Source organism: Pseudarthrobacter sp. CC4 (genome assembly GCF_048957775.1).
GTDB lineage: Bacteria > Actinomycetota > Actinomycetes > Actinomycetales > Micrococcaceae > Arthrobacter.
In genome coordinates this window covers 1-19,078 of sequence record NZ_JARCCZ010000012.1, presented here as the reverse complement: position 1 = coordinate 19,078, position 19,078 = coordinate 1, and the positions used below count along the sequence as shown (strand labels likewise).

The window sequence follows — 19,078 nt, the reverse complement described above, 5'->3', positions numbered from 1 at the left end:
CCCCCCCCCCCGCGGGGGCGCCCCCCCCCGCCCGGGGGGGCCCCCCCCCCCCCCCCCCCCGCCACTCCTTATGTCGAAACGAGACTGAAAGGCACCACCATGTCCAGGGCATCCGAGCGCGGGGCCGTTGCGGTCGAATTTGCGATCGTGGCACCCGTCCTTGTCATGCTGCTTTTGGGCATCGTGGAGTTTAGCCGTGCCTACAACGCCCAGGCCTCGCTATCGGCAGCTGCCCGTGAAGGGGTCCGGGTGATGGCAATCACCGGCAACCAAACAACAGCGCGAACAGCAGCAAAGACCACAGCTGTTTCCGTCCAGCCGGGATTGCAGGACGCCAACATAGTTTTTGGTACGCCATGCCCCTCAATGGTCAGCACCGGGACAAGTCCCCAGGCCACAGTGACCATCACATATTCACTGTCCTCTCTGACCGGAATAGCAGGACCGTTCACCTTGACCGGCAAGGGAGCCATGCTGTGCGGCGGCTGACCCCTGGGAAGAGGGACTACGACGGCGAACGCGGCGCCGTGAGTGTGATCGTCGCCATTATGCTAGTGGCCCTTCTGGGCTTCGGCGCCATGGCCGTAGACGTTGCAATGATGTACTCAGAACGGGCCCAACTCCGAAACGGAGCGGACGCAGCTGCCTTTTCGGTGGCCCAAAAGTGCGCGAAGAACGCCGGCGACGTCGACTGCTCGAACACCTCTTCCCTGGCAAAGAGCCTCGCGAACCGCAACGCGAATGACGGCCTCAGCAATATCAAGTCGATAGTGCTCAACACGACTACCCGCACCGTGACGGCCACCGTCGGATCCCAGGAAGCCGGTCACGCCCCAAACCAGGTATCCCTCTTCCTTGCCCGCGCCCTGGGCTTCAACACGGCAGAGGTCAATGCCCCTTCAACAGTCGCTTGGGGCAGTCCGGTCAAGGGACCGACCGTCTTTCCCATTACGGTGTCCATCTGCCAAGTCCGCGGCCAGGCCGGGGTGATGCAGCTTCTGCAATTGCATGGGAAGAACGCCAACGCAGACTGCAACTACGGCCCGTCCGGCGCCGCAGTCCAAGGCGGATTCGGCGGCCTTAAACAGGACCCCGGCCAGTGCGGTGCGCTCATTGACACCAAGGCGAGCACAGGAACTGCCGGCGGATCCACGGGCGTTGATCCGCCCTCCCATTGCGAAGCCCTGCTGAATGGCTGGGCGGCAGACATGAATGCAGGCAAGGACGTCATCATCCTACTGCCGATTTTCACTTCGGTTACAGGAACGGGCTCCGGAGCTGTGTACGGACTTTCCACCTTCGCCGCCTTCAAGGTGGCCGGATGGAAGGTCGGCAACACGGGACTTCCCTACACTTTCCGCAACCGAACACCCGACGTTCCGGCCGCTCTTGAGTGCCGGGAGCCCTGCCGAGGCATCATCGGAACGTTCGTAAAATATGTTTCCCTCGCCAAGGGTTACACCTTGGGTGACGTCAACGCCGATGGCGCAACTGTCGTTGAACTCCGCTAGTCCGGCACGAACCATGATTTATAGGATATTCAGGAGCAGTCAGTGAAGTCTCGTTTGTTAGCCGGTGTGGTGGCGGTGCTGCTTGCCATCGTCGGCGCGGTCATTGTGGTGACCTACGCCCAGGGTGCCGACCAACGGGCCGTCTCCAACCTCGATCCAGTGGGAGTCCTGGTGGTCAACAAAGCGGTGCCGGCCGGCTCGTCCGTCGAAACTTTGAAGGCCTCCGTGGCGCTTCAGCAGTTGCCCGGCACCGCCGTCGCAAAGACCGCCTTGAACACCCTCGAAGGGTCCGCCGGAAAGGTCACGTCCGCGGACCTTGTCCCCGGTGAGCAGCTCGTAGCAGAGCGGCTGGTATCCCCCGAAGAACTAAAGACCTCCGGCTCCGTACCCGTGCCGGCAGGGCTGCAGGAAGTCTCCTTCCAGCTTGAGCCCCAGCGCGTTGTGGGCGGCCGCTTGGCTCCCGGCGACACTGTAGGCATCTTCATCTCCCTGCCCAACGGCGGCCTTGAGGCGAAGCCAGACAAGGAAACTGTCCAGCTCTCGATCCACAAAGCCCTGGTGACGGCAGTCCAGCGGGCGCCGGAAGCAACAGCGGCAAAGCCTTCCGCCGCCGCAACCGACCCTGCCCAGCCGGACCCCCAGGACGTGAACCTGCCCACGGGGATGCTCATGGTCACGGTGGCCGTCAACGATGTGAACTCGAACAAGATCGTTTTTGCTGCAGAATACGCCTCCCTTTGGCTCAGCCGCGAACCAGTCGACGCCCAGGAAAGCGGACCCCGCGTCATGACCCGGCAGGACCTGTACAAGTGAGCCGCTTTGTCCTCATCACTCCCGACGTGGACTTCGACTCCCGGCTCCGCCAGGCTGTCGCGGGTGGCCTTCAGGGCGGAGTCCAGACCTTCTTCACCAGCATGTTGCCTTCTGACCCGCACCAGCTCTTCGCGAGCCTGGACCAGGAGCAGCCTGAGGTCCTGATTTTGGGGCCTGAGGTTCCCTTGGACGAAGCGCTTCGGTTCGCCACCGTCCTGAACGTCAGCTTCCCGGCGCTGGGCGTGATTGTGGCCGCCGAGCCCGAGCCCGACTTCCTCCTGCATGCCATGCGGGCAGGCATCAAGGACATCGTCTCCCCCGATTCCGACGCCGCCCAGCTGCGTGTCCTGCTGGAGCGTGCCAGCCAGTCCTTCGCCAGCCGCCACCGGACACTCGCACCCCAGCAGGCGGCCGAGAGCAACAAGGGACTGGTGATCGGTGTTTTCTCGCCCAAAGGCGGCGTGGGCAAAACCACGATTGCCACCAATATTGCCATTGGGCTGGGGAAGATCGCCCCCATGAGCGTTGTCATTGTGGACCTCGACCTCCAGTTCGGGGATGTCGCTTCAGGGCTCTACCTGGACCCGGAGCACACAGTGACGGACGCTGTGTCTCCGGCCGCCAGCCAGGATTCGCTGGTCCTCAAGGCTTTCCTCACGGTTCACCCAAGCAGTATCTATGCCCTTTGCGCTCCCCCTACCCCCGTCGACGCGGACGAGATCACGCCGGACCAGATCGGCCGGCTCATCGAACAGCTGTCACAGCAGTTCCAGTACGTGGTGGTGGACACCGCGCCGGGGCTGCCCGAGATTGGGCTGGCAGCCATGGAAAAGTGCACCGATGTGGTCTGGGTCAGCGGCATGGATATCCCGAGCGTGCGCGGACTTCGTTCCGGATTGGATATCCTGCGCCAGCTGGACATCAACCCCGATACCCGCCATGTGGTGCTGAACATGGCCGACTCCAAGACCGGCCTCACCGTCCAGGACCTCGAATCAACCATCGGGGCGCCCATTGACGTGAGCATCCCGCGATCCCGCGCGGTTGCCCTGTCCACAAACCGGGGAATCCCGGTGCTCCAGGAGCCGGTAAAAGACCCGGCCGTCAAAGGGCTTAACCACCTCGTGGAGCGGTTCAACCCCGCGTGGCGGGCAAAATCCCAGCGCAAACTGCATCGAAGGGTAGTGGTCTAGATGAAACTTTCAGAGCGCATCAACGCCGCACAGGCGAAATCCCAGCCGTCTGCCCAGCCCGCCTCGGCCAAGGCTTCAGCTCCCACGCTCGACGCGCCGCGCCCCGAGGTTCCCGCCCAACGGGTGCAGTGGCTGGAACAGTCCCGAGAAAAGCGGACGACGGCGGCACCGGCTGCCGCCGTCGTCGCACCCAATGCGCTCTTTGAAGAGCCGAAGCCAAAACTCCAGCAATCCGTCGATGTTTTCGCAGCACTTAAGCAGCGGGCCGCGACCGCCTTGTTTGAACATCTGGGCGCCCGGTTCAATGACTCCGGCATCACGGAGCATGAGCTGAAAACCGCTGCCCGCGATGAGCTTACGAGGATCATCGACGCTGAGCAGGTGCCACTATCGCCTGAGGAACGTACACGCCTGGTCCAGGACGTGGCCGACGACGTTCTGGGCTACGGCCCGCTGCAGCGGTTGCTCGATGATCCAGCCGTTACGGAAATCATGGTCAACCGCATGGACCAGATCTACGTGGAGCGCAAAGGGCACCTTACCCTTGCAGACTCGCGTTTCAGCTCGGAGGAGCACCTGCGCAAGGTCATCGAGCGCATCGTTTCCAAAGTGGGCCGCCGCATCGACGAGTCCTCACCGCTGGTGGATGCCCGCCTCGAGGACGGCTCCCGTGTCAACGCCGTCATCCCGCCCCTGGCGGTGGGCGGCTCGTCGCTGACCATCCGTAAGTTCAGCAAGACTCCGCTGACTGTCCGGAACCTGATTGATTTCGGAACCTTGACGCCAGAGATGGCCGAGCTGCTTAACGCCTGCGTCAAGGCAAAGCTGAATATCATCGTCTCCGGCGGTACGGGCACCGGCAAAACCACGCTCCTTAACGTGCTGTCCTCCTTCCTGCCCTCGGACGAGCGGATCGTCACCATCGAGGATGCCGTGGAACTCCAAATCCAGCAGGAGCACGTGGTCCGGCTGGAGAGCCGCCCGCCGAACACGGAGGGCAAGGGCGAGGTGACCATCCGTGAACTGCTCCGGAACTCGCTCCGTATGCGACCGGACCGGATTGTGGTGGGTGAGGTCCGCGGCGGGGAATCCCTGGACATGCTCCAGGCCATGAACACCGGCCACGACGGCTCCCTGTCAACGGTGCACTCCAATTCACCCCGCGACGCCGTGGCCCGGCTCGAAACCCTGGTGCTGATGGCCGGCATGGATCTGCCGCTCCGGGCCATCCGTGAACAGATTGCTTCGGCGGTGAACCTGATTGTCCAGATTTCCCGTTTGCGTGATGGGTCCCGCCGGATCACGCATGTGACCGAGGTCCAAGGCATGGAAGGGGACATCGTGACCCTGCAGGATGCATTCGTCTTCGATTACTCTGCCGGCGTTGACCAGCACGGACGCTTCCTTGGCAAGCCCGTGGCCACAGGCATCCGGCCACGGTTCATCGACCGGTTCGAGGACCTGGGGATCCATGTGTCGCCGTCGGTGTTCGCCACCCCGGCCGGTGCTGCTCCGGCTGGTGCAAACCCTTCCGGCACAGGAAAGGCCTAGGACCGCATGTTGATCATTATCGGCGCCGCCCTCCTGTTCCTCGCCCCCATCATGGTGGGCGTGGCGCTGGTGCTGCCGCGCACTCCCGACATCGCGCTCGAAAGGCGGCGGCCCTTCCAGGCAGATCCGCCGTCGAACCTTACCCGGCTGGCCGACGCGACGGTTGGCGCCCTGGACCGGTTCCTGGCAACCCGCAACGTCCGTCTCTTCAACCGCGACGCACTTGAAAATGCCGGCGTGCGCTTCACTCAGACCGAATACATGGTGCTGGTCATTGCGGGCGCTACCGTCGGCGTCTTGGTGGGGTTGGTGATCGGAGTTCCTGCGATCTCCGTCCTCTTGTTTGTCCTGGCGCCTTTCGTAGGCCACCTTGTGCTCGGATTCCTCGCAGGCAAGCGGCGGACCAAGTTCGACAGCCAACTCGGCGACACCCTTCAACTTCTCTCCGGCGGCCTCCGCGCCGGGCACAGCATCCTTCGTGCCATTGATGCCGCAGCAGCCGAATCACAGAGCCCAACGTCCGAGGAGATGCGGCGGGTGATCACCGAGACAAGCCTGGGACGCGATCTGCTGGCCTCCCTCATTGATACATCGGAGCGCATGCGCAACGAGGACTTCGTTTGGATTGCCCAGGCTATCCAGATCAACCGCGAGGTGGGCGGAAACCTGGCAGAGGTTCTGGACCAGGTGAATGAAACCATCCGCGAGCGCGCGGAGATCAAGGGGCACATCAAATCCCTTGCAGCAGAAGGAAAGTTCTCCGCCTACATCCTCATCGCGATGCCCTTCGGCATTGTGCTGATGCTGATGACCGTCAATCCGGGCTACATGAACTCGATGTTCACCCACCCGCTCGGTTGGGGCATGATCGGCGCGTCGGCAGTGCTGATGACGATCGGCAGCCTTTGGATGCGCAAAATCATTGATCTGAAGTTCTGAGATGATCATGAATCCCACAGTGCTGTTTTCGCTGATACTTGTTTCCCTGCCCATCGGTTACCTGGCATGGTCCGTCCTCTCCGTTGACCGGAAGGCCCGCACGGCCACCGTTGCCATTCTCACCCGGGGCCGTCGGGCTGCCGAAGCTCCGGAGAAGAATACGGCAGGCCTTCTGGCGGGCATCGGTTACAGGCTCACCCCGCCAGCCTATGTCCGGAAACTGGACCGATTGCTGTCCTTGGCCGGCAGGCCCCAGTCCATGCCGCTGGCAAAGGTCCTCGCCGCCAAGCTCGGGCTCGGCGCAGCAGGAGCGTCCCTGGGCCTCTACCTCAGCGCCATCGGCAGCACGCCCATTATGAAGCTTGCGGGCCTGTTCGTCCTGTTCCTGGGCTACTTCATCCCGGACCTGCTGCTCTACAGCAAGGGCATCGAACGGCAGAAGGCGATGCAGCTGGAACTGGCCAACACGCTGGACCAGATGCTGATCTCCGTGGAGGCTGGCCTCGGTTTTGAGGGCGCCATGGCCCGCGCAGGGGAAAACGGCAAGGGTCCGCTCGCCGAGGAACTGGTCCGCACCCTGCAGGACATGCAGGTGGGCCGCAGCCGGCGCGAGTCCTACCAGGCGTTGGCAGAACGGACCAACATTCCGGAACTGCGCAGCTTTGTGCAGGCAGTAGTCCAGGCTGACACCTACGGCATCGCCATCAGCCGGGTGCTCCGAATCCAGGCGAAGGTGATGCGTGTAAAGCGGCGGCAGCGCGCGGAAGAAAAGGCGATGAAGCTTCCCGTGATGATCCTGTTTCCACTGCTCTTCTTCATTTTCCCGGTCCTCTTCATCGCCATTCTTGGACCGGCCGTCATCAACACCGTCGTGACCTTCAGCGGGCAGTAGGGCATCCCACTACCGGCTGCAAAATCGCTCAAGGTTTCCACAGGATCACCCGAAATAGGACAACGGAAAGAATCACAGGAAGTAGCCTTGAACAATGCACAGTATAGATCCCGATTCCGGCAGCGAGGCCGCCGCTGCGGGCTCCCTGCCGTCCGGGGTCGCTTCAGCCGCAGGAACCCCACCCTCACAGGAAGCGGCCGGGCTCTTGCCGCTCGTTGACGCAGCCGTCCTCGAAGAGCTGGAAGACGAGCTCGCCGGCTCCGGCCTGGCCCAGCGCTTCGCCCGCGACTACGCCGCCATGTGGGACCAGCGCTACGCCCGGCTGGCGGCAGCCGTTGCGAACCAGGACCGGGCCTCAGCCCTTGATGCCGTGATCAGCCTGAAGATCACGTCAGCCATGGTGGGCGGGCTCCGGCTGGCCAAACTTGCCGAACTGCTGGAAGCGGTGATCCGCATGGGTGACTTCCGCCGGGGCCAGGTGCTGATGGTGCGGGTGGCCGAGGACGGCGGGCAAACGGTGTCCGAGCTCCAGGCCAACTACATCCTGGAAAACGACTGAGCCCAACCTAACCCTCGGGGGGCCTGCTGGGCGCCAGCCGGTAGCCCACGCCGCGGACCGTCTGCAGCCAGCGCGGGGACACCTGGTCCTCCTTGAGCTTGCGGCGCAGGTTGCCCACGTGGACTTCGACGGCGCGTTCGTCCGCCTCGCTGATGTACGTGTCATGGTCATAGAACTCGCCGCGCACGGCCCTGACCAAGTCAGCCCGGGTGCACACCGCACCGCCGCCGCGCAGCAGCACATGGAGCAGGTCGAACTCGCTGCGGGTGAGCCCCAGCGGTTGACCTTTGATCTCCACCGTACGCGTTCGGTGGTTCAAGGTAAGTCCGTTGTGGTGCAGGACGGCGGAGTCGTGGGTCCGCGGGACGGCGGCCGGCGCGGGAGGTGCTCCCCAGGCGGACCCGGCGGGCTTCTGCCCTTGGATTTCGTGCCGAGGCCTGCGCATCATGGCTGCTACGCGGGCCCGCAGTTCCCTGGGCCGGAAAGGCTTGGCGATGTAGTCGTCCGCACCCGCATTGAGTGCGGACAGCAGGTCCGGCTCCTCTGTCCTGCCGGTCAGCATCACCACGTAGGCGTTACTGAAATGTCGGATCCGCCGCAGTACTTCAAAACCGTCAATATCGGGAAGCCCGATATCCAGCGTCACAACATTTGCCTGCTTGTCGCGGACCACTTCCACGCCGGCCCGTCCGTCTGCCGCTGTGTGCACTTCAAACCCTGCCTGCGTCAACACTCCTTCTAAAAGGTTGCGCACGTCGGCATCGTCTTCAATTACCACAGCCACGCCAAGTTCGTCCATTGATATCCCCATGCCAGGCGGACATGGCCCCCCATCAGCCCAGCGCCAATGCCATATCCGCTCCAACCATTTATACGCTACTCGTTACCTCTACTGACCACATCTACTTCCCCATTCAATTCGGAAAGTCAATTATCATGACAAGACATGTGGATTACGAGCCGAAAGGATGTGCTAACGGTGACCATCAGGAATTCGAACGCACTTGCCGCCCGGCATTCCATTCCAAGTCCGCGGGGTTTGAATCGCACTCATGGCTGAGCACTTGTTCCAGCGTGGACCTATACGGTTCTTCCGGGGTCTCGGACCCCGGGCCCAGGTGGTGCTGTGCCAGCTCCCGCTGACGTTGATTGTTGCCGGCCTTGCGGCGGCTACGCCCTTTGCATGGCCCGCATTGCTGCACAGTCCGCTCTATATGGCCGGAATCCTGCTCCATGGGATCCTCTTCCTGGGCTGTTTCCTGGTGCCGTGGGAGCGCCTGGGCCACCGGTCCTATCTGTTTGTCCCCGTCCTGGACTTCGCGGCCATCGGGTTTCTGCGCAACGGCGCCGCCCCGCTCCTGCCTGGGCTCGCTGTCCTGGTGGTCTTTCCGGTGATCTGGCTTTCCGCCTCAGGAATGCTCACACGCACCAGCCTGGTGTTGAGCTTTGTTGGCCCAATGTTCATCATGCTTCCCCCAATTGCGGGACGTTTCCCCAACCTGAACGCCACGGACATCACCACCGTTGTCCTCTTTCCCCTCATGATGCTCTCGGTATCGCTCGCCATCCGGTTTGCCAGTATCCATGTCCGGCTCCAGCAGCGTGAACTCGCGGAGAAGGACAGGGAGCTCCGGACACTGCTGCGCGAAAGCCGGGAACGGGAAAAGCTGCTCCAGACGGTACTGGACGCCACCGACGTCGGAATTGCCGCCGTCGACCGTTCCGGCCGCTTCCTCGTCTCCAACGACCGGCAGCGGAACTTCCGCCGGGCCACCGGCGCTGACGATGCCGCCCCGGGGCAGGGCCACCAGCTGATCTTCGGCCAGGACAGGCGGACCCTGCTGCCGCCGGAAAAGCGTCCCATCAGCCGGGCGATCGCAGGTGAGTCCTTCGCTGACTACCTGGTGTGGGCCGGTGAGGGAACAGAACAGCGCGCCGTGTCCACGGCCGCCCGGCCCCTGGTCAGCGAGGACGGCAGCTTCAACGGTGCGGTGGTTGTCTACAGCGATGTCACCGGCTGGGTGGAAGCCCTCGCCGCCAACCAGGAACTCGTCACGAACGTCTCCCACGAGTTCAAGTCGCCCCTGAATTCGATCATCGGGAACATCGACCTTGTCCTGGATGACGCCGGCGCTGAACTGCCGCCACAGGTGGCCCAGCGCCTGCTGGTGGTCCAGCGGAACGCGGAACGGCTGGTTGCCCTCGTCTCCGACCTGTCGGCGTCGGCTTCGGTTGCCCTGAACGTGCACCCCAAGCGGACAGACCTGGCCAGCCTGGTGGAAACCAGCCTGGGCTCCGCACAGGCCCAGGCCGAGCGGGCCCATATCCAGCTCAGGGCCGACGTTCCCTCGCCTCTCTGGGCCTACGCCGATCCGCTGCGCATCGGCCAGGCGCTGGACAACCTCGTCTCCAACGCCATCAAGTACTCCCCCGACGGCGGGACGGTCAGCGTCAGCGCCAGCTTCAGTGAGGAATGGGTCCGGCTCAGCGTCAGCGACACGGGAATGGGGATGAGCCGGGAAGACACCGCGAGGGTCTTCAAGCGCTTCTTCCGGACGGAATCTGCACGGAAAGCGGCCATAGCCGGCGCCGGGCTTGGCCTGTCCATCACCAAGATGATCGTGGAGGGCCACGGCGGCAGCATCACCTGTGAGAGCGGCCAGGGCAAGGGCAGCACGTTCACGCTGACACTCCCGGCGGACGGTCCCCCGCCGTCGTTCTAGGGAATCGGTTGCTCCGTAGATGCCGTTTTGACGGCTCAAAACGGCATCTACGGAGCAACCGATGGGTTCAGTGCTCCCGGAGCGCCCTTGTCAGTTCCGCACGGGCCAGCAGCTCGTCGTCGGACGGGTAGGCCACTTCCTCCAGCACCAGCGGGTGCGGCGCGGCGAGCACGGACTTGGCGTCCCGCTTCCTGGCCAGCAGGCGCTCGTGCAGCCAGCCCGCTTCCTCAACGCCCTCCCCCACGTACAGGGCAGAGCCGACCAGGGCGCGCACCATGTTGTGGCAAAAAGCGTCGGCCTGGACAGTGGCCACGATGACGCCGTCTTCGGCCCGCGTGAACTCGAAGCGCTGGAGCTCGCGGATAGTGGTTGCACCCTCCCGCGGCTTGCAGAAGGACAGGAAGTTCTGCAGCCCCAGGAGCTTGGAGGCACCCTCGTTGAGCAGGTCCACGTCCAGCGGGTTCTTATGCCACAGGGTGGAGTACCGGCCCAGCGGGTCCCACAGGGCGGGCCCGTCCGCGATGCGGTAGCTGTAGCGCCGCCACAGGGCCGAGAAACGGGCGTCAAAGCCTTCGGGTGCCAGCGTAATCCTGTGCACCTCCACGGCGCCGGTGAGGTCCCCGAGCACCCGGCTCAGGGCGCCGCGGATCCTGCGGAGCATGGCGACGGCGGGATCCAGTTCGTGCCCGCGGGGCAGTCCCCGCCACTCGGCTTCCGTGAGGTCCAGGTGGACAACCTGGCCGCGTGCGTGCACTCCCGCGTCCGTCCGGCCCGCAACGGTGACGCGGACCGGCCGCCGTACCAGCAGGTGCAGGGCCTCCTCGAGGACCCCCTGGACAGTGCGCAGGCCAGGCTGCAGTGCCCACCCGCTGAAAGGGCCGCCGTCGTACGACAAATCAAGCCGGACACGCAAAAACCCGCCGCCCCCCAATACGGGGGCCGCGGGTTTTTGGTCGTTCATAGACTCAAGTCTATGCGAAGGAAGTCAGCGAATTACTTCGCGTCCTTTTCCTCGGCTGCGGGAGCCTCGGGGGCTTCCTCAGCGGCCGGAGCCTCTTCGGTTGCAGCCTCTTCAGCCGGAGCCTCAGCAGCGTCGGCTTCAACAGCCTCTGCCTCGGGAGCCTCTTCTGCAACGGGTGCAGCAGCGGCTTCCTTCTTGTCAGCGTCGCGCTTCGCAGCGGAGGTAGCCTCGGCTACAACAGCCTGCTTGGCGGAAACCGGCTCGAGGACGAGCTCGATGACAGCCATGGGAGCGTTGTCGCCCTTGCGGTTGCCGATCTTGGTGATGCGGGTGTAGCCGCCGTCGCGGTTCTCCACAGCCTGGGCGATGTCGGTGAACAGCTCGTGGACGACGCCCTTGTTGCTGATCAGGCCGAGGACCCGGCGGCGGGAAGCGAGGTCGCCACGCTTGGCGAAGGTGACCAGGCGCTCTGCGTACGGCTTCAGGCGCTTGGCCTTGGTCACCGTGGTGGTGATCCGCTTGTGCTCGAACAGGGATGCTGCCAGGTTCGCGAGCATGAGGCGCTCGTGAGCCGGGCCGCCTCCGAGGCGCGGACCCTTAGTGGGGGTAGGCATAATTGTTTCTCCTCAAATGGAAGCCGTGGGCGCTGCACACCGTGGTGCCTGCCCGCCGGCCAAGGTCTGGTTTAGAGTTCGTCGTCGCCGAAGGCGGCGTCGTCCTCTTCGATTGCTGCGGCGCGTGCTGCGAGGTCAAAACCGGGAGGCGAGTCCTTGAGGGACAGGCCCAGTTCAACCAGCTTTGCCTTGACCTCGTCAATGGACTTGGCACCGAAGTTGCGGATGTCCATCAGGTCAGCCTCGGAGCGGGCAACGAGTTCACCCACGGTGTGGATGCCCTCACGCTTGAGGCAGTTGTAGGAACGGACGGTGAGGTCCAGATCCTCGATCGGCAGTGCCATGTCGGCTGCCAGGGCAGCGTCGGTGGGCGACGGGCCGATCTCGATACCTTCAGCTGCGGTGTTCAGCTCACGTGCCAGACCGAAGAGCTCCACCAGGGTGGTGCCTGCGGAAGCAACAGCATCGCGCGGGGCGATGGCCTGCTTGGTCTCGACGTCGACAATCAGCTTGTCGAAGTCGGTGCGCTGCTCAACACGGGTTGCTTCCACGCGGAAAGTAACCTTCAGCACCGGCGAGTAGATGGAGTCGACCGGGATGCGGCCGATCTCTGCATCGCCGGACTTGTTCTGAGCTGCCGAAACGTAGCCGCGGCCGCGCTCGATGGTCAGTTCGAGTTCGAACTTGCCCTTCGAGTTCAGCGTGGCGATGTGCAGATCCGGGTTGTGGAATTCGACGCCGGCCGGCGGAGCGATGTCCGCGGCGGTGACGACTCCGGGGCCCTGCTTGCGCAGGTATGCAACAACCGGCTCATCGTGCTCGGAGGAGACCGAGAGGCTCTTGATGTTCAGGATGATCTCAGTGACATCTTCCTTGACACCCGGAACCGTGGTGAACTCGTGCAGCACGCCATCGATCCGGATGCTGGTTACGGCAGCACCGGGGATGGAGGAGAGCAGGGTACGGCGGAGGGAGTTTCCGAGGGTGTAGCCGAAGCCCGGTTCCAGCGGTTCAATGATGAAACGCGAACGGTTTTCGGAGACTACCTCTTCGGAGAGGGTGGGGCGCTGTGCAATGAGCACTTAGGTTTCCTTTCGGCGAGCATCCGCTATATGACGCAACACAGGTGGTGGAAATTCGGTCTGAAGACTTAACGCGCTGGGCTTGCCCGGACCGTCGACGGTCCGGGCAAGCTCAAACGGCGGAAAAGCCTTAGACGCGGCGGCGCTTCGGCGGGCGGCAGCCGTTGTGCGCAGCGGGGGTGACGTCCTGGATGGAGCCAACCTCGAGGCCGGCGGCCTGGAGCGAACGGATCGCGGTCTCGCGTCCGGAGCCCGGGCCCTTGACGAAAACGTCTACCTTGCGCATGCCGTGCTCCTGCGCACGCTTGGCAGCAGCTTCGGCGGCCATCTGGGCTGCGAACGGGGTGGACTTACGCGAGCCCTTGAAGCCAACCTCACCTGAGGAAGCCCAAGAGATAACAGCGCCGTTCGGGTCCGTGATGGAAACGATGGTGTTGTTAAAAGTGCTCTTGATGTGCGCCTGGCCCAGCGCGATATTCTTCTTGTCCTTCTTACGCGGCTTGCGAACCGCGCCACGAGTCTTCGGGGGCATTTTTTCTCCTACAGAAAGTTATCGGGGGAAAGTCCGTTAGTCCCGGCGGGGATTTTAACGGGCCTTCTTCTTGCCGGCGACGGTACGCTTCGGGCCCTTGCGGGTACGTGCGTTGGTCTTCGTACGCTGTCCGCGTACGGGCAGGCCCTTGCGGTGGCGCAGGCCTTCGTAGCTGCCGATTTCAACCTTGCGGCGGATATCTGCTGCTACTTCGCGGCGAAGGTCACCCTCAACCTTGTAGTTGCCTTCAATGTAGTCACGCAGCTCAACCAGCTGGGCGTCAGTCAGGTCCTTGACGCGAACGTCAGCGCTGATGCCCGTGGCAGCCAGGGTTTCGTGTGCACGGGTCTTGCCCACGCCGTAGATGTAAGTAAGCGCAATTTCCAGCCGCTTTTCGCGGGGAATGTCTACGCCAGCGAGACGAGCCATAGTGGCAGTACTCCTTGATAAACCGGAGGTCCTAGGCAGTACACCCGCACGTTCTGTGCGGCCCCAGCCTCCGACCGGGGGTTAGCTGTCCGGACTCTTTCGAGCTCAATGTTCCAGATCAGCTTGTGCTGCCTTTATTTACTTGCGTGGGTTAGCAACCCAGGATTTCCCGATGAAGGGAAATTAGCCCTGGCGCTGCTTGTGGCGCGGGTTCTCGCAGATCACCATGACCCGGCCATTACGGCGGATCACTTTGCACTTTTCGCAGATCTGCTTGACGCTCGGCTTGACCTTCATGGCATTCCTTTGCGTGTAACAGTTGGTCAACTGGAGCGGCGCTCAGCTCGCGCTGAAGCCGCCCAGCAATTTACTTGTAGCGGTAGACGATACGACCACGGGTGAGGTCGTACGGGCTCAGCTCCACCACTACGCGGTCCTCTGGGAGGATTCGGATGTAGTGCTGACGCATCTTTCCAGAGATGTGTGCCAGAACGATGTGCTTGTTGGTGAGCTCAACGCGAAACATCGCGTTAGGCAGCGCCTCGGTCACAACGCCTTCGATCTCAATGACCCCGTCCTTCTTGGCCATACCCTCCGCTAACTGTTGTTGCCGCAGCCCTGCCGGATTGCACCGGGCATGGCCACGAACGTTTTGGTTGGATCGATTGCCGGCTCCAGACCCAAAAGGGCGTGGCAGTCCAGACAACCAACAAACAACACTACGCCACTTTGCAGCGAAAGTTAAATCCAGCCATGCTAGCGCATCCCGCCGCCGTACGCACCATATTCCCCCGCCGGAGTGCTCACGGCCCGGGCACTGGCTACGCCGTCGAGGATGGCCAAACGTACGACGTCGGCTGCCGCACTCTGCAGGGTGATGAGGCTGAGCCGCCGGGCAGCTTCGTCCGAACGATCGAGTGCCGCAGCCTGGGTGGCCAGGCAAAATACAGTGTCCCCGTCAGCCAGGGTGTGGCTTGGATTCAGGGCCCTTGCTATCCCGGCGTGCGCCGCCGAAGCAGTTCGCTTGCACTCGGCAACATCGAGCACCGCATTGGTGGCGACAACAACGAGGGTGGTGTTCAGCGGGGCGTCTGCATCATGGCGATTGGGCTTTTCGAACCCAAAGGGGAGTCCCAACGCATTGACGATGGCAAGGGCGCCGACAACTATGCCGTTGTCCAGCGTGATGGAGGCCGTGCCTGCGCCGCCTTTGAACTGTCCCCTGCCGATGAGGGCCCCGGTGCCGGCACCCACGTTGCCGCGCCCGACGTCGTGCCCTTCCGTTTGCGACGCAGCGGCGGCTGTTGCCGCGTAGCCCATGTCCGCCGTCGGACGTGCGGAGAAGTCCCCGCCCCTGCCCAGGTCGAAGATCGCGGCGGCCGGCACGATAGGGACTACTCCCCCGGGCACCGGGAACCCGCGGCCGTTCTCCTCGCACCAGCGCTGGGCGCCGGCGGCGGAGGCTAGGCCGTACGCGCTGCCGCCGGTGAGGACCACGGCGTCGACGGCGCTGACCAGGGTGGTGGGGTCCAGGGCGTCCGTCTCATGGGTGGCCGGTCCGCCTCCCTGGACATCCACCGAACCCACCGTGCCCGGCGGCGGGAGGACCACCGTCACCCCGGTCAGCCAGCCGTCGTCGGACTTTTGCGCGTGGCCAACCCGGATCCCGGGGACATCGGTGATCGCTCCCATGGCATCCATTCTGCCCTTTTGACCAGCAAACTGATGAATACGGCGGGTCCCTGACTTTCAAACAAAGTTTGTGCAAGACTGCAGGCAGCACAGCGTTAACAGGCAATGAAGCCTCGTATAACAGTCCCCCTCACGAGGGCATTCGTAGCTTTCCGCCTACTGACTTTGTGGTGAAGTAATGGCTAGACTCCCCCGACCACGGCCGGCCACGAGCAGGCACGAATCCCGTGAGAGACCGCATGACCCGTCAACTCGCACCCCATCCGTCCACCGATCCCACGAAGCCCGGACCCGCCGCCGCCCCTGGACGCCGGCGCTGGACGCAGCGAACCCGGCGTGACTTCTTCGTGTTCCTTGCCCTCGCTTTGCCCAACCTGGTGCTGATCGCCGTCTTCACATACAGGCCGTTGGTCAGCAACATCTACTACTCCACGCTGGACTGGACCCTGGGGTCGCCCTCAGCCACGGTGGTGGGCATCAATAACTACGTCACCTTCTTCACCAGCGACGACGCCTCCAAGGTACTGGGCACCACGGCGATCTTCACTGCAGTCACGGTGGGCGGATCCATGATCCTGGGGCTGCTCATCGCCCTGGCGCTGAATGCGAAAGTCCCGGGAACCACCTTCGCCCGTTCGGCGGTATTCGCTCCCTACGTCCTGTCCGGCGTGGGCGTGGGCCTGGTGTGGCTCTTCATTTTCGATCCGGGCTACGGCGTCCTGGCCTGGCTGCTCCGTGGCATCGGCCAGCAGAGCCCGCAGTGGATCAATGACCCGCAGCTTTCCCTGGTCATGGTCATCCTCGTCTACGTCTGGAAGAACCTGGGGTACTGCGCGGTGGTCTACCTGGCCGGGCTGCAGTCCCTGCCGCAGGATGTCATGGAGGCGGCGTCCCTGGATGGCGCGAACGGGTTCCGGCGGTTCATCAGCATGTCGTTGCCGCTCCTGTCCCCCACCACGTTCTTCCTGCTGATCACCACCATGCTGTCCTCGCTGCAGGCCTTCGACCTGATCCGCATCATGACCCCGTTGGGAACCGGTACCAGCACCCTGATCTACGAGGCGTATCTCCAGGCGTTTGGTGCCTTCAACCGCGCAGGCTATTCGGCGGCCATCTCGGTGGTCCTGTTCGCGATCCTCCTGGTGATCACCGTGTTCCAACTGCGTTTCGTGGAGCGGAAGGTGCACTACTCGTGAGCTCCCTGTCACCGGTCAACCCGGACCCCACCGTCCCGGCAACGCAGGAAGCCGGACCATTTCTTCCCCGCGATCGGCCCTTCTCGCGGCGCAACCTGGCGCAAGCCGTCCTCGGCGGCTACGTCCCGCTGGTCCTGGCAACCCTGGTGGTCTTCCTGCCGCTGCTCTGGATGGTGCTCAGCTCATTCAAGCAGCCTGGTGAGATCATCACCATGGACCTGAAGATCCTGCCGGAAAGCCTCAACCTGCAGAACTACCAGATCGCGATGACCACTGTGCCCTTCGGCCAGTTCTTCCTGAACAGCACCATCGTCACGGTGACGGGCGCCAGCGTGAAAGTCATCCTGGCCATCCTGACGGCCTACGCCCTGGTGTTCGTGCGCTTCCCGTTCAAGAACGCGATTTTCGTCCTGATCCTGGTGGCCCTTATGGTGCCGCCCCAGGTGTCCATCCTGCCCAACTACATCCTGATCTCGGGAATGGGCGGAAAGAACACCCTGTGGGGCATCATCCTCCCGGGCCTCGGAACCGCCTTCGGAACCTTCCTCCTGCGCCAGCACTTCCTCACACTGCCCGCCTCCATCCTTGAGTCGGCGGAAATCGATGGCGCCGGCCACTGGCGCCGCCTCTGGCGGATCGTGGTGCCGGTCTCCGTTCCCTCGATCGCCACGGTGGCACTCGTGACCATTGTCAGCGAGTGGAACGAGTACATCTGGCCGCTGATCATCACGGACCGTCCCGACACCATGACCCTGCCGGTGGGCCTGACACTGCTCCAGAACTCCGAGGGCAACGCCTCCGGATGGGGCATCCTCATGGCTGGCGCCGTCCTGGTCATCGTCCCCATCCTTATCGTTTTCGCAGCCCTCCAGCGTTACATCGTCGCCGGGCTCACCCAGGGCAGCGTCACCGGGTAAGCCCGTGCCGCCGTCGTTCGTCACAGAAGAAGCACCCAACTCCTCAATGCGGCACCCAACGAAAGGACCTGCACATGACACAGCACCTCGATCGGAGGCACTTCCTGGGACTCGCCGGGGTCACGGCGTCGGCCGCTGCCCTGGCAGCCTGCGGCGGCCCGTCCACGAGCGGCACGCCCAAGGCCAGCGAAGCCGCGGAACTCGACTTCAGTGGAGTGAAACCGGCCGCGAAAATCGACTTCTGGTCCAACCACCCCGGTAAGTCGCAGGACGTCGAAAAGGCCATTATTGAGAAGTTCCACGCCAAGTTCCCGGACATCCGGGTCAACCTGGTCACAGCCGGCGCGAACTACGAGGAAATCGCGCAGAAGTTCCAGACCTCGCAGGCGGCAAAATCCGGCCTCCCGGGCGTCGTCGTCCTCTCCGATGTCTGGTGGTTCCGCTACTTCACCAACGGCAGCATCATCCCGGTGGACGCCCTCGTCAAGCAGCTGGACATCAAGCTGGACGATTTCCGGAAGTCACTCGTGGACGACTACAAGTACAACGACAAGCAATGGGCGCTCCCCTACGGGCGTTCAACGCCCCTGTTCTATTACAACAAGGACCACTTCAAGGCGGCCGGGCTGCCGGACCGGGCACCCAAGACCTGGCAGGAGTTCGGCGAGTGGGCGCCCAAGCTGAAGGCCAGCTCAGGCGCGCAGTACGCCTACATCTATCCTGCACTGGCGGGCTACGCGGGGTGGACCCTGCAAAACAACCTCTGGGGCTGGGGTGGCTCCTGGTCCAAGGAATGGGAGATCACCTGTGATTCACCTGAATCCATCGAAGCGCTGCAGTGGGCCCAGGACTCCATCTACAAGAACGGGTGGGCCGGCGTCTCCTCCAAGGAAGCTGCGGACGACTTCTCCGCCGGGCTGACCTCGTCCACGATCTCCTCCACCGGGTCCCTCCTCGGTGTGCTGAAGTCCGCGCCGTTCAATGTGGGTGTGGGCTTCCTTCCCGGCGGACCGAAGGCCGAGACCAACGTCTGCCCCACCGGCGGCGCAGGGCTGGGCATCCCCAGCGGCATCACCAAGGAAGAGCAGCTGGCAGCCGGCACGTTCATCAAGTTCATGACCGAGCCGGAAAACAGCGCAGCCTTCTCGGCTGCCACCGGCTACATGCCCACCCGCGAGTCGGCGGACATGAAGGCGGTCCTGGCCCGGACGCCGCAGATCCAGACTGCCGTGGACCAGCTGGCCGTTACGCGGGTCCAGGACAATGCCCGCGTGTTCCTCCCGGGTGCTGACCAGGAACTGGCCAAGGCGGCCGCAGCGATCCTTACCCAGCAGGCGGACGTCAAGTCCACCATGACCAGCCTGAAGAAGACGCTGGAGGGCATCTACGAAAAGGACGTCAAGCCGAAGCTCGGTTGAGTTTCTCCTTAAGGACGAAGCGCCGGCTGCCGTTGTGGAATCACAACGGCAGCCGG

Annotated in this window: 21 protein-coding genes; 12 read left to right on the top strand and 9 right to left on the bottom strand. The window is 63.5% G+C overall.

Annotation, left to right across the window (positions count from 1 at the left end; translation table 11 throughout):
* Positions 1-99: 99 nt before the first annotated feature.
* From PV768_RS09880 to PV768_RS09845, 8 genes are all read left to right on the top strand, one after another.
* Positions 100-489 carry a TadE/TadG family type IV pilus assembly protein gene (locus tag PV768_RS09880; protein WP_421092928.1) on the top strand — a complete coding sequence of 130 codons (390 nt, stop codon included), beginning with the start codon at positions 100-102 and terminating at the stop codon, positions 487-489.
* The gene (locus PV768_RS09875) at positions 477-1,511 is read left to right on the top strand and encodes a pilus assembly protein TadG-related protein (protein WP_421092927.1); all 1,035 of its coding nucleotides are present in this window, start codon (positions 477-479) and stop codon (positions 1,509-1,511) included. The genes PV768_RS09880 and PV768_RS09875 overlap by 13 nt, the downstream gene beginning before the upstream one ends.
* Before the next feature lie 42 nt (positions 1,512-1,553).
* The gene (gene cpaB, locus PV768_RS09870) at positions 1,554-2,324 is read left to right on the top strand and encodes a Flp pilus assembly protein CpaB (protein ID WP_421092926.1); all 771 of its coding nucleotides are present in this window, start codon (positions 1,554-1,556) and stop codon (positions 2,322-2,324) included.
* Complete coding sequence (locus tag PV768_RS09865) at positions 2,321-3,517, top strand: AAA family ATPase (RefSeq protein WP_421092925.1); 1,197 nt, start codon at positions 2,321-2,323, stop codon at positions 3,515-3,517. The genes cpaB and PV768_RS09865 overlap by 4 nt, the downstream gene beginning before the upstream one ends.
* Positions 3,518-5,068, top strand: coding sequence for a CpaF family protein (locus PV768_RS09860; protein ID WP_421092924.1), 1,551 nt, complete (start codon positions 3,518-3,520; stop codon positions 5,066-5,068).
* A gap of 6 nt (positions 5,069-5,074) precedes the next feature.
* Complete coding sequence (locus PV768_RS09855; RefSeq protein ID WP_421092923.1) at positions 5,075-6,007, top strand: type II secretion system F family protein; 933 nt, start codon at positions 5,075-5,077, stop codon at positions 6,005-6,007.
* Positions 6,008-6,014: 7 nt separating this feature from the next.
* Positions 6,015-6,899, top strand: a complete 885-nt coding sequence (locus PV768_RS09850) for a type II secretion system F family protein (RefSeq protein ID WP_421092929.1) — start codon at positions 6,015-6,017, stop codon at positions 6,897-6,899.
* A gap of 94 nt (positions 6,900-6,993) precedes the next feature.
* The gene (locus PV768_RS09845) at positions 6,994-7,458 is read left to right on the top strand and encodes an Hpt domain-containing protein (protein ID WP_421092922.1); all 465 of its coding nucleotides are present in this window, start codon (positions 6,994-6,996) and stop codon (positions 7,456-7,458) included.
* 7 nt (positions 7,459-7,465) lie between these two features.
* Here the strand turns inward: PV768_RS09845 and PV768_RS09840 are convergent, their stop codons facing one another.
* Positions 7,466-8,257, bottom strand: a complete 792-nt coding sequence (locus PV768_RS09840; RefSeq protein ID WP_421092921.1) for a response regulator transcription factor — start codon at positions 8,255-8,257, stop codon at positions 7,466-7,468.
* Between the two features lie 253 nt (positions 8,258-8,510).
* Here PV768_RS09840 and PV768_RS09835 point away from each other — a divergent pair, with 253 nt between their 5' ends.
* Complete coding sequence (locus PV768_RS09835; RefSeq protein WP_421092920.1) at positions 8,511-10,181, top strand: sensor histidine kinase; 1,671 nt, start codon at positions 8,511-8,513, stop codon at positions 10,179-10,181.
* Between the two features lie 67 nt (positions 10,182-10,248).
* On the opposite strand, the gene PV768_RS09830 is transcribed toward PV768_RS09835, so the two are convergent.
* From PV768_RS09830 to PV768_RS09795, 8 genes are all read right to left on the bottom strand, one after another.
* Positions 10,249-11,142, bottom strand: coding sequence for a tRNA pseudouridine synthase A (locus PV768_RS09830; RefSeq protein WP_321214073.1), 894 nt, complete (start codon positions 11,140-11,142; stop codon positions 10,249-10,251).
* A 32-nt stretch (positions 11,143-11,174) separates the two neighbouring features.
* The gene (rplQ, locus tag PV768_RS09825) at positions 11,175-11,756 is read right to left on the bottom strand and encodes a 50S ribosomal protein L17 (RefSeq protein ID WP_157241611.1); all 582 of its coding nucleotides are present in this window, start codon (positions 11,754-11,756) and stop codon (positions 11,175-11,177) included.
* 71 nt (positions 11,757-11,827) lie between these two features.
* Positions 11,828-12,838 (bottom strand): DNA-directed RNA polymerase subunit alpha, encoded by a 1,011-nt coding sequence (locus PV768_RS09820; RefSeq protein WP_013601812.1) that lies wholly within the window; start codon positions 12,836-12,838, stop codon positions 11,828-11,830.
* Positions 12,839-12,968: 130 nt separating this feature from the next.
* Positions 12,969-13,370, bottom strand: coding sequence for a 30S ribosomal protein S11 (gene rpsK, locus PV768_RS09815; RefSeq protein WP_018769149.1), 402 nt, complete (start codon positions 13,368-13,370; stop codon positions 12,969-12,971).
* A 54-nt stretch (positions 13,371-13,424) separates the two neighbouring features.
* Positions 13,425-13,799 carry a 30S ribosomal protein S13 gene (rpsM, locus tag PV768_RS09810; protein ID WP_003803743.1) on the bottom strand — a complete coding sequence of 125 codons (375 nt, stop codon included), beginning with the start codon at positions 13,797-13,799 and terminating at the stop codon, positions 13,425-13,427.
* 183 nt (positions 13,800-13,982) lie between these two features.
* On the bottom strand, positions 13,983-14,096 hold the full coding sequence (gene rpmJ, locus PV768_RS09805; RefSeq protein WP_009358722.1) for a 50S ribosomal protein L36: 114 nt from the start codon (positions 14,094-14,096) through the stop codon (positions 13,983-13,985).
* A gap of 70 nt (positions 14,097-14,166) precedes the next feature.
* Positions 14,167-14,388: a translation initiation factor IF-1 gene (gene infA / locus PV768_RS09800; RefSeq protein WP_009358723.1), complete on the bottom strand. Its 222-nt coding sequence runs from the start codon at positions 14,386-14,388 to the stop codon at positions 14,167-14,169.
* A gap of 167 nt (positions 14,389-14,555) precedes the next feature.
* Positions 14,556-15,491, bottom strand: coding sequence for a P1 family peptidase (locus PV768_RS09795; protein WP_323056676.1), 936 nt, complete (start codon positions 15,489-15,491; stop codon positions 14,556-14,558).
* A gap of 239 nt (positions 15,492-15,730) precedes the next feature.
* On the opposite strand from PV768_RS09795, the gene PV768_RS09790 reads away from it, so the two are divergent.
* From PV768_RS09790 to PV768_RS09780, 3 genes are all read left to right on the top strand, one after another.
* Positions 15,731-16,687, top strand: a complete 957-nt coding sequence (locus PV768_RS09790; protein ID WP_197432481.1) for a carbohydrate ABC transporter permease — start codon at positions 15,731-15,733, stop codon at positions 16,685-16,687.
* A complete protein-coding gene (locus tag PV768_RS09785; protein ID WP_421092919.1) occupies positions 16,684-17,604 on the top strand; it encodes a carbohydrate ABC transporter permease in 921 nt (306 codons plus the stop codon). Before PV768_RS09790 ends, PV768_RS09785 begins: the two co-directional genes overlap by 4 nt.
* 74 nt (positions 17,605-17,678) lie before the next feature.
* On the top strand, positions 17,679-19,022 hold the full coding sequence (locus tag PV768_RS09780; RefSeq protein ID WP_321214076.1) for an ABC transporter substrate-binding protein: 1,344 nt from the start codon (positions 17,679-17,681) through the stop codon (positions 19,020-19,022).
* Positions 19,023-19,078: the final 56 nt, after the last annotated feature.

Coding starts and splice junctions, on each gene's coding strand:
- PV768_RS09880 (WP_421092928.1), top strand. CDS start 100: ATGTCCAGGGCATCCGAGCGCGGGGCCGTTGCGGTCGAATTTGCGATC.
- PV768_RS09860 (WP_421092924.1), top strand. CDS start 3,518: ATGAAACTTTCAGAGCGCATCAACGCCGCACAGGCGAAATCCCAGCCG.
- PV768_RS09855 (WP_421092923.1), top strand. CDS start 5,075: ATGTTGATCATTATCGGCGCCGCCCTCCTGTTCCTCGCCCCCATCATG.
- PV768_RS09850 (WP_421092929.1), top strand. CDS start 6,015: ATGAATCCCACAGTGCTGTTTTCGCTGATACTTGTTTCCCTGCCCATC.
- PV768_RS09845 (WP_421092922.1), top strand. CDS start 6,994: ATGCACAGTATAGATCCCGATTCCGGCAGCGAGGCCGCCGCTGCGGGC.
- PV768_RS09840 (WP_421092921.1), bottom strand. CDS start 8,257: ATGGACGAACTTGGCGTGGCTGTGGTAATTGAAGACGATGCCGACGTG.
- PV768_RS09835 (WP_421092920.1), top strand. CDS start 8,511: ATGGCTGAGCACTTGTTCCAGCGTGGACCTATACGGTTCTTCCGGGGT.
- PV768_RS09830 (WP_321214073.1), bottom strand. CDS start 11,142: ATGAACGACCAAAAACCCGCGGCCCCCGTATTGGGGGGCGGCGGGTTT.
- rplQ (WP_157241611.1), bottom strand. CDS start 11,756: ATGCCTACCCCCACTAAGGGTCCGCGCCTCGGAGGCGGCCCGGCTCAC.
- rpsK (WP_018769149.1), bottom strand. CDS start 13,370: ATGCCCCCGAAGACTCGTGGCGCGGTTCGCAAGCCGCGTAAGAAGGAC.
- rpsM (WP_003803743.1), bottom strand. CDS start 13,799: ATGGCTCGTCTCGCTGGCGTAGACATTCCCCGCGAAAAGCGGCTGGAA.
- rpmJ (WP_009358722.1), bottom strand. CDS start 14,096: ATGAAGGTCAAGCCGAGCGTCAAGCAGATCTGCGAAAAGTGCAAAGTG.
- infA (WP_009358723.1), bottom strand. CDS start 14,388: ATGGCCAAGAAGGACGGGGTCATTGAGATCGAAGGCGTTGTGACCGAG.
- PV768_RS09795 (WP_323056676.1), bottom strand. CDS start 15,491: ATGGGAGCGATCACCGATGTCCCCGGGATCCGGGTTGGCCACGCGCAA.
- PV768_RS09790 (WP_197432481.1), top strand. CDS start 15,731: ATGACCCGTCAACTCGCACCCCATCCGTCCACCGATCCCACGAAGCCC.
- PV768_RS09780 (WP_321214076.1), top strand. CDS start 17,679: ATGACACAGCACCTCGATCGGAGGCACTTCCTGGGACTCGCCGGGGTC.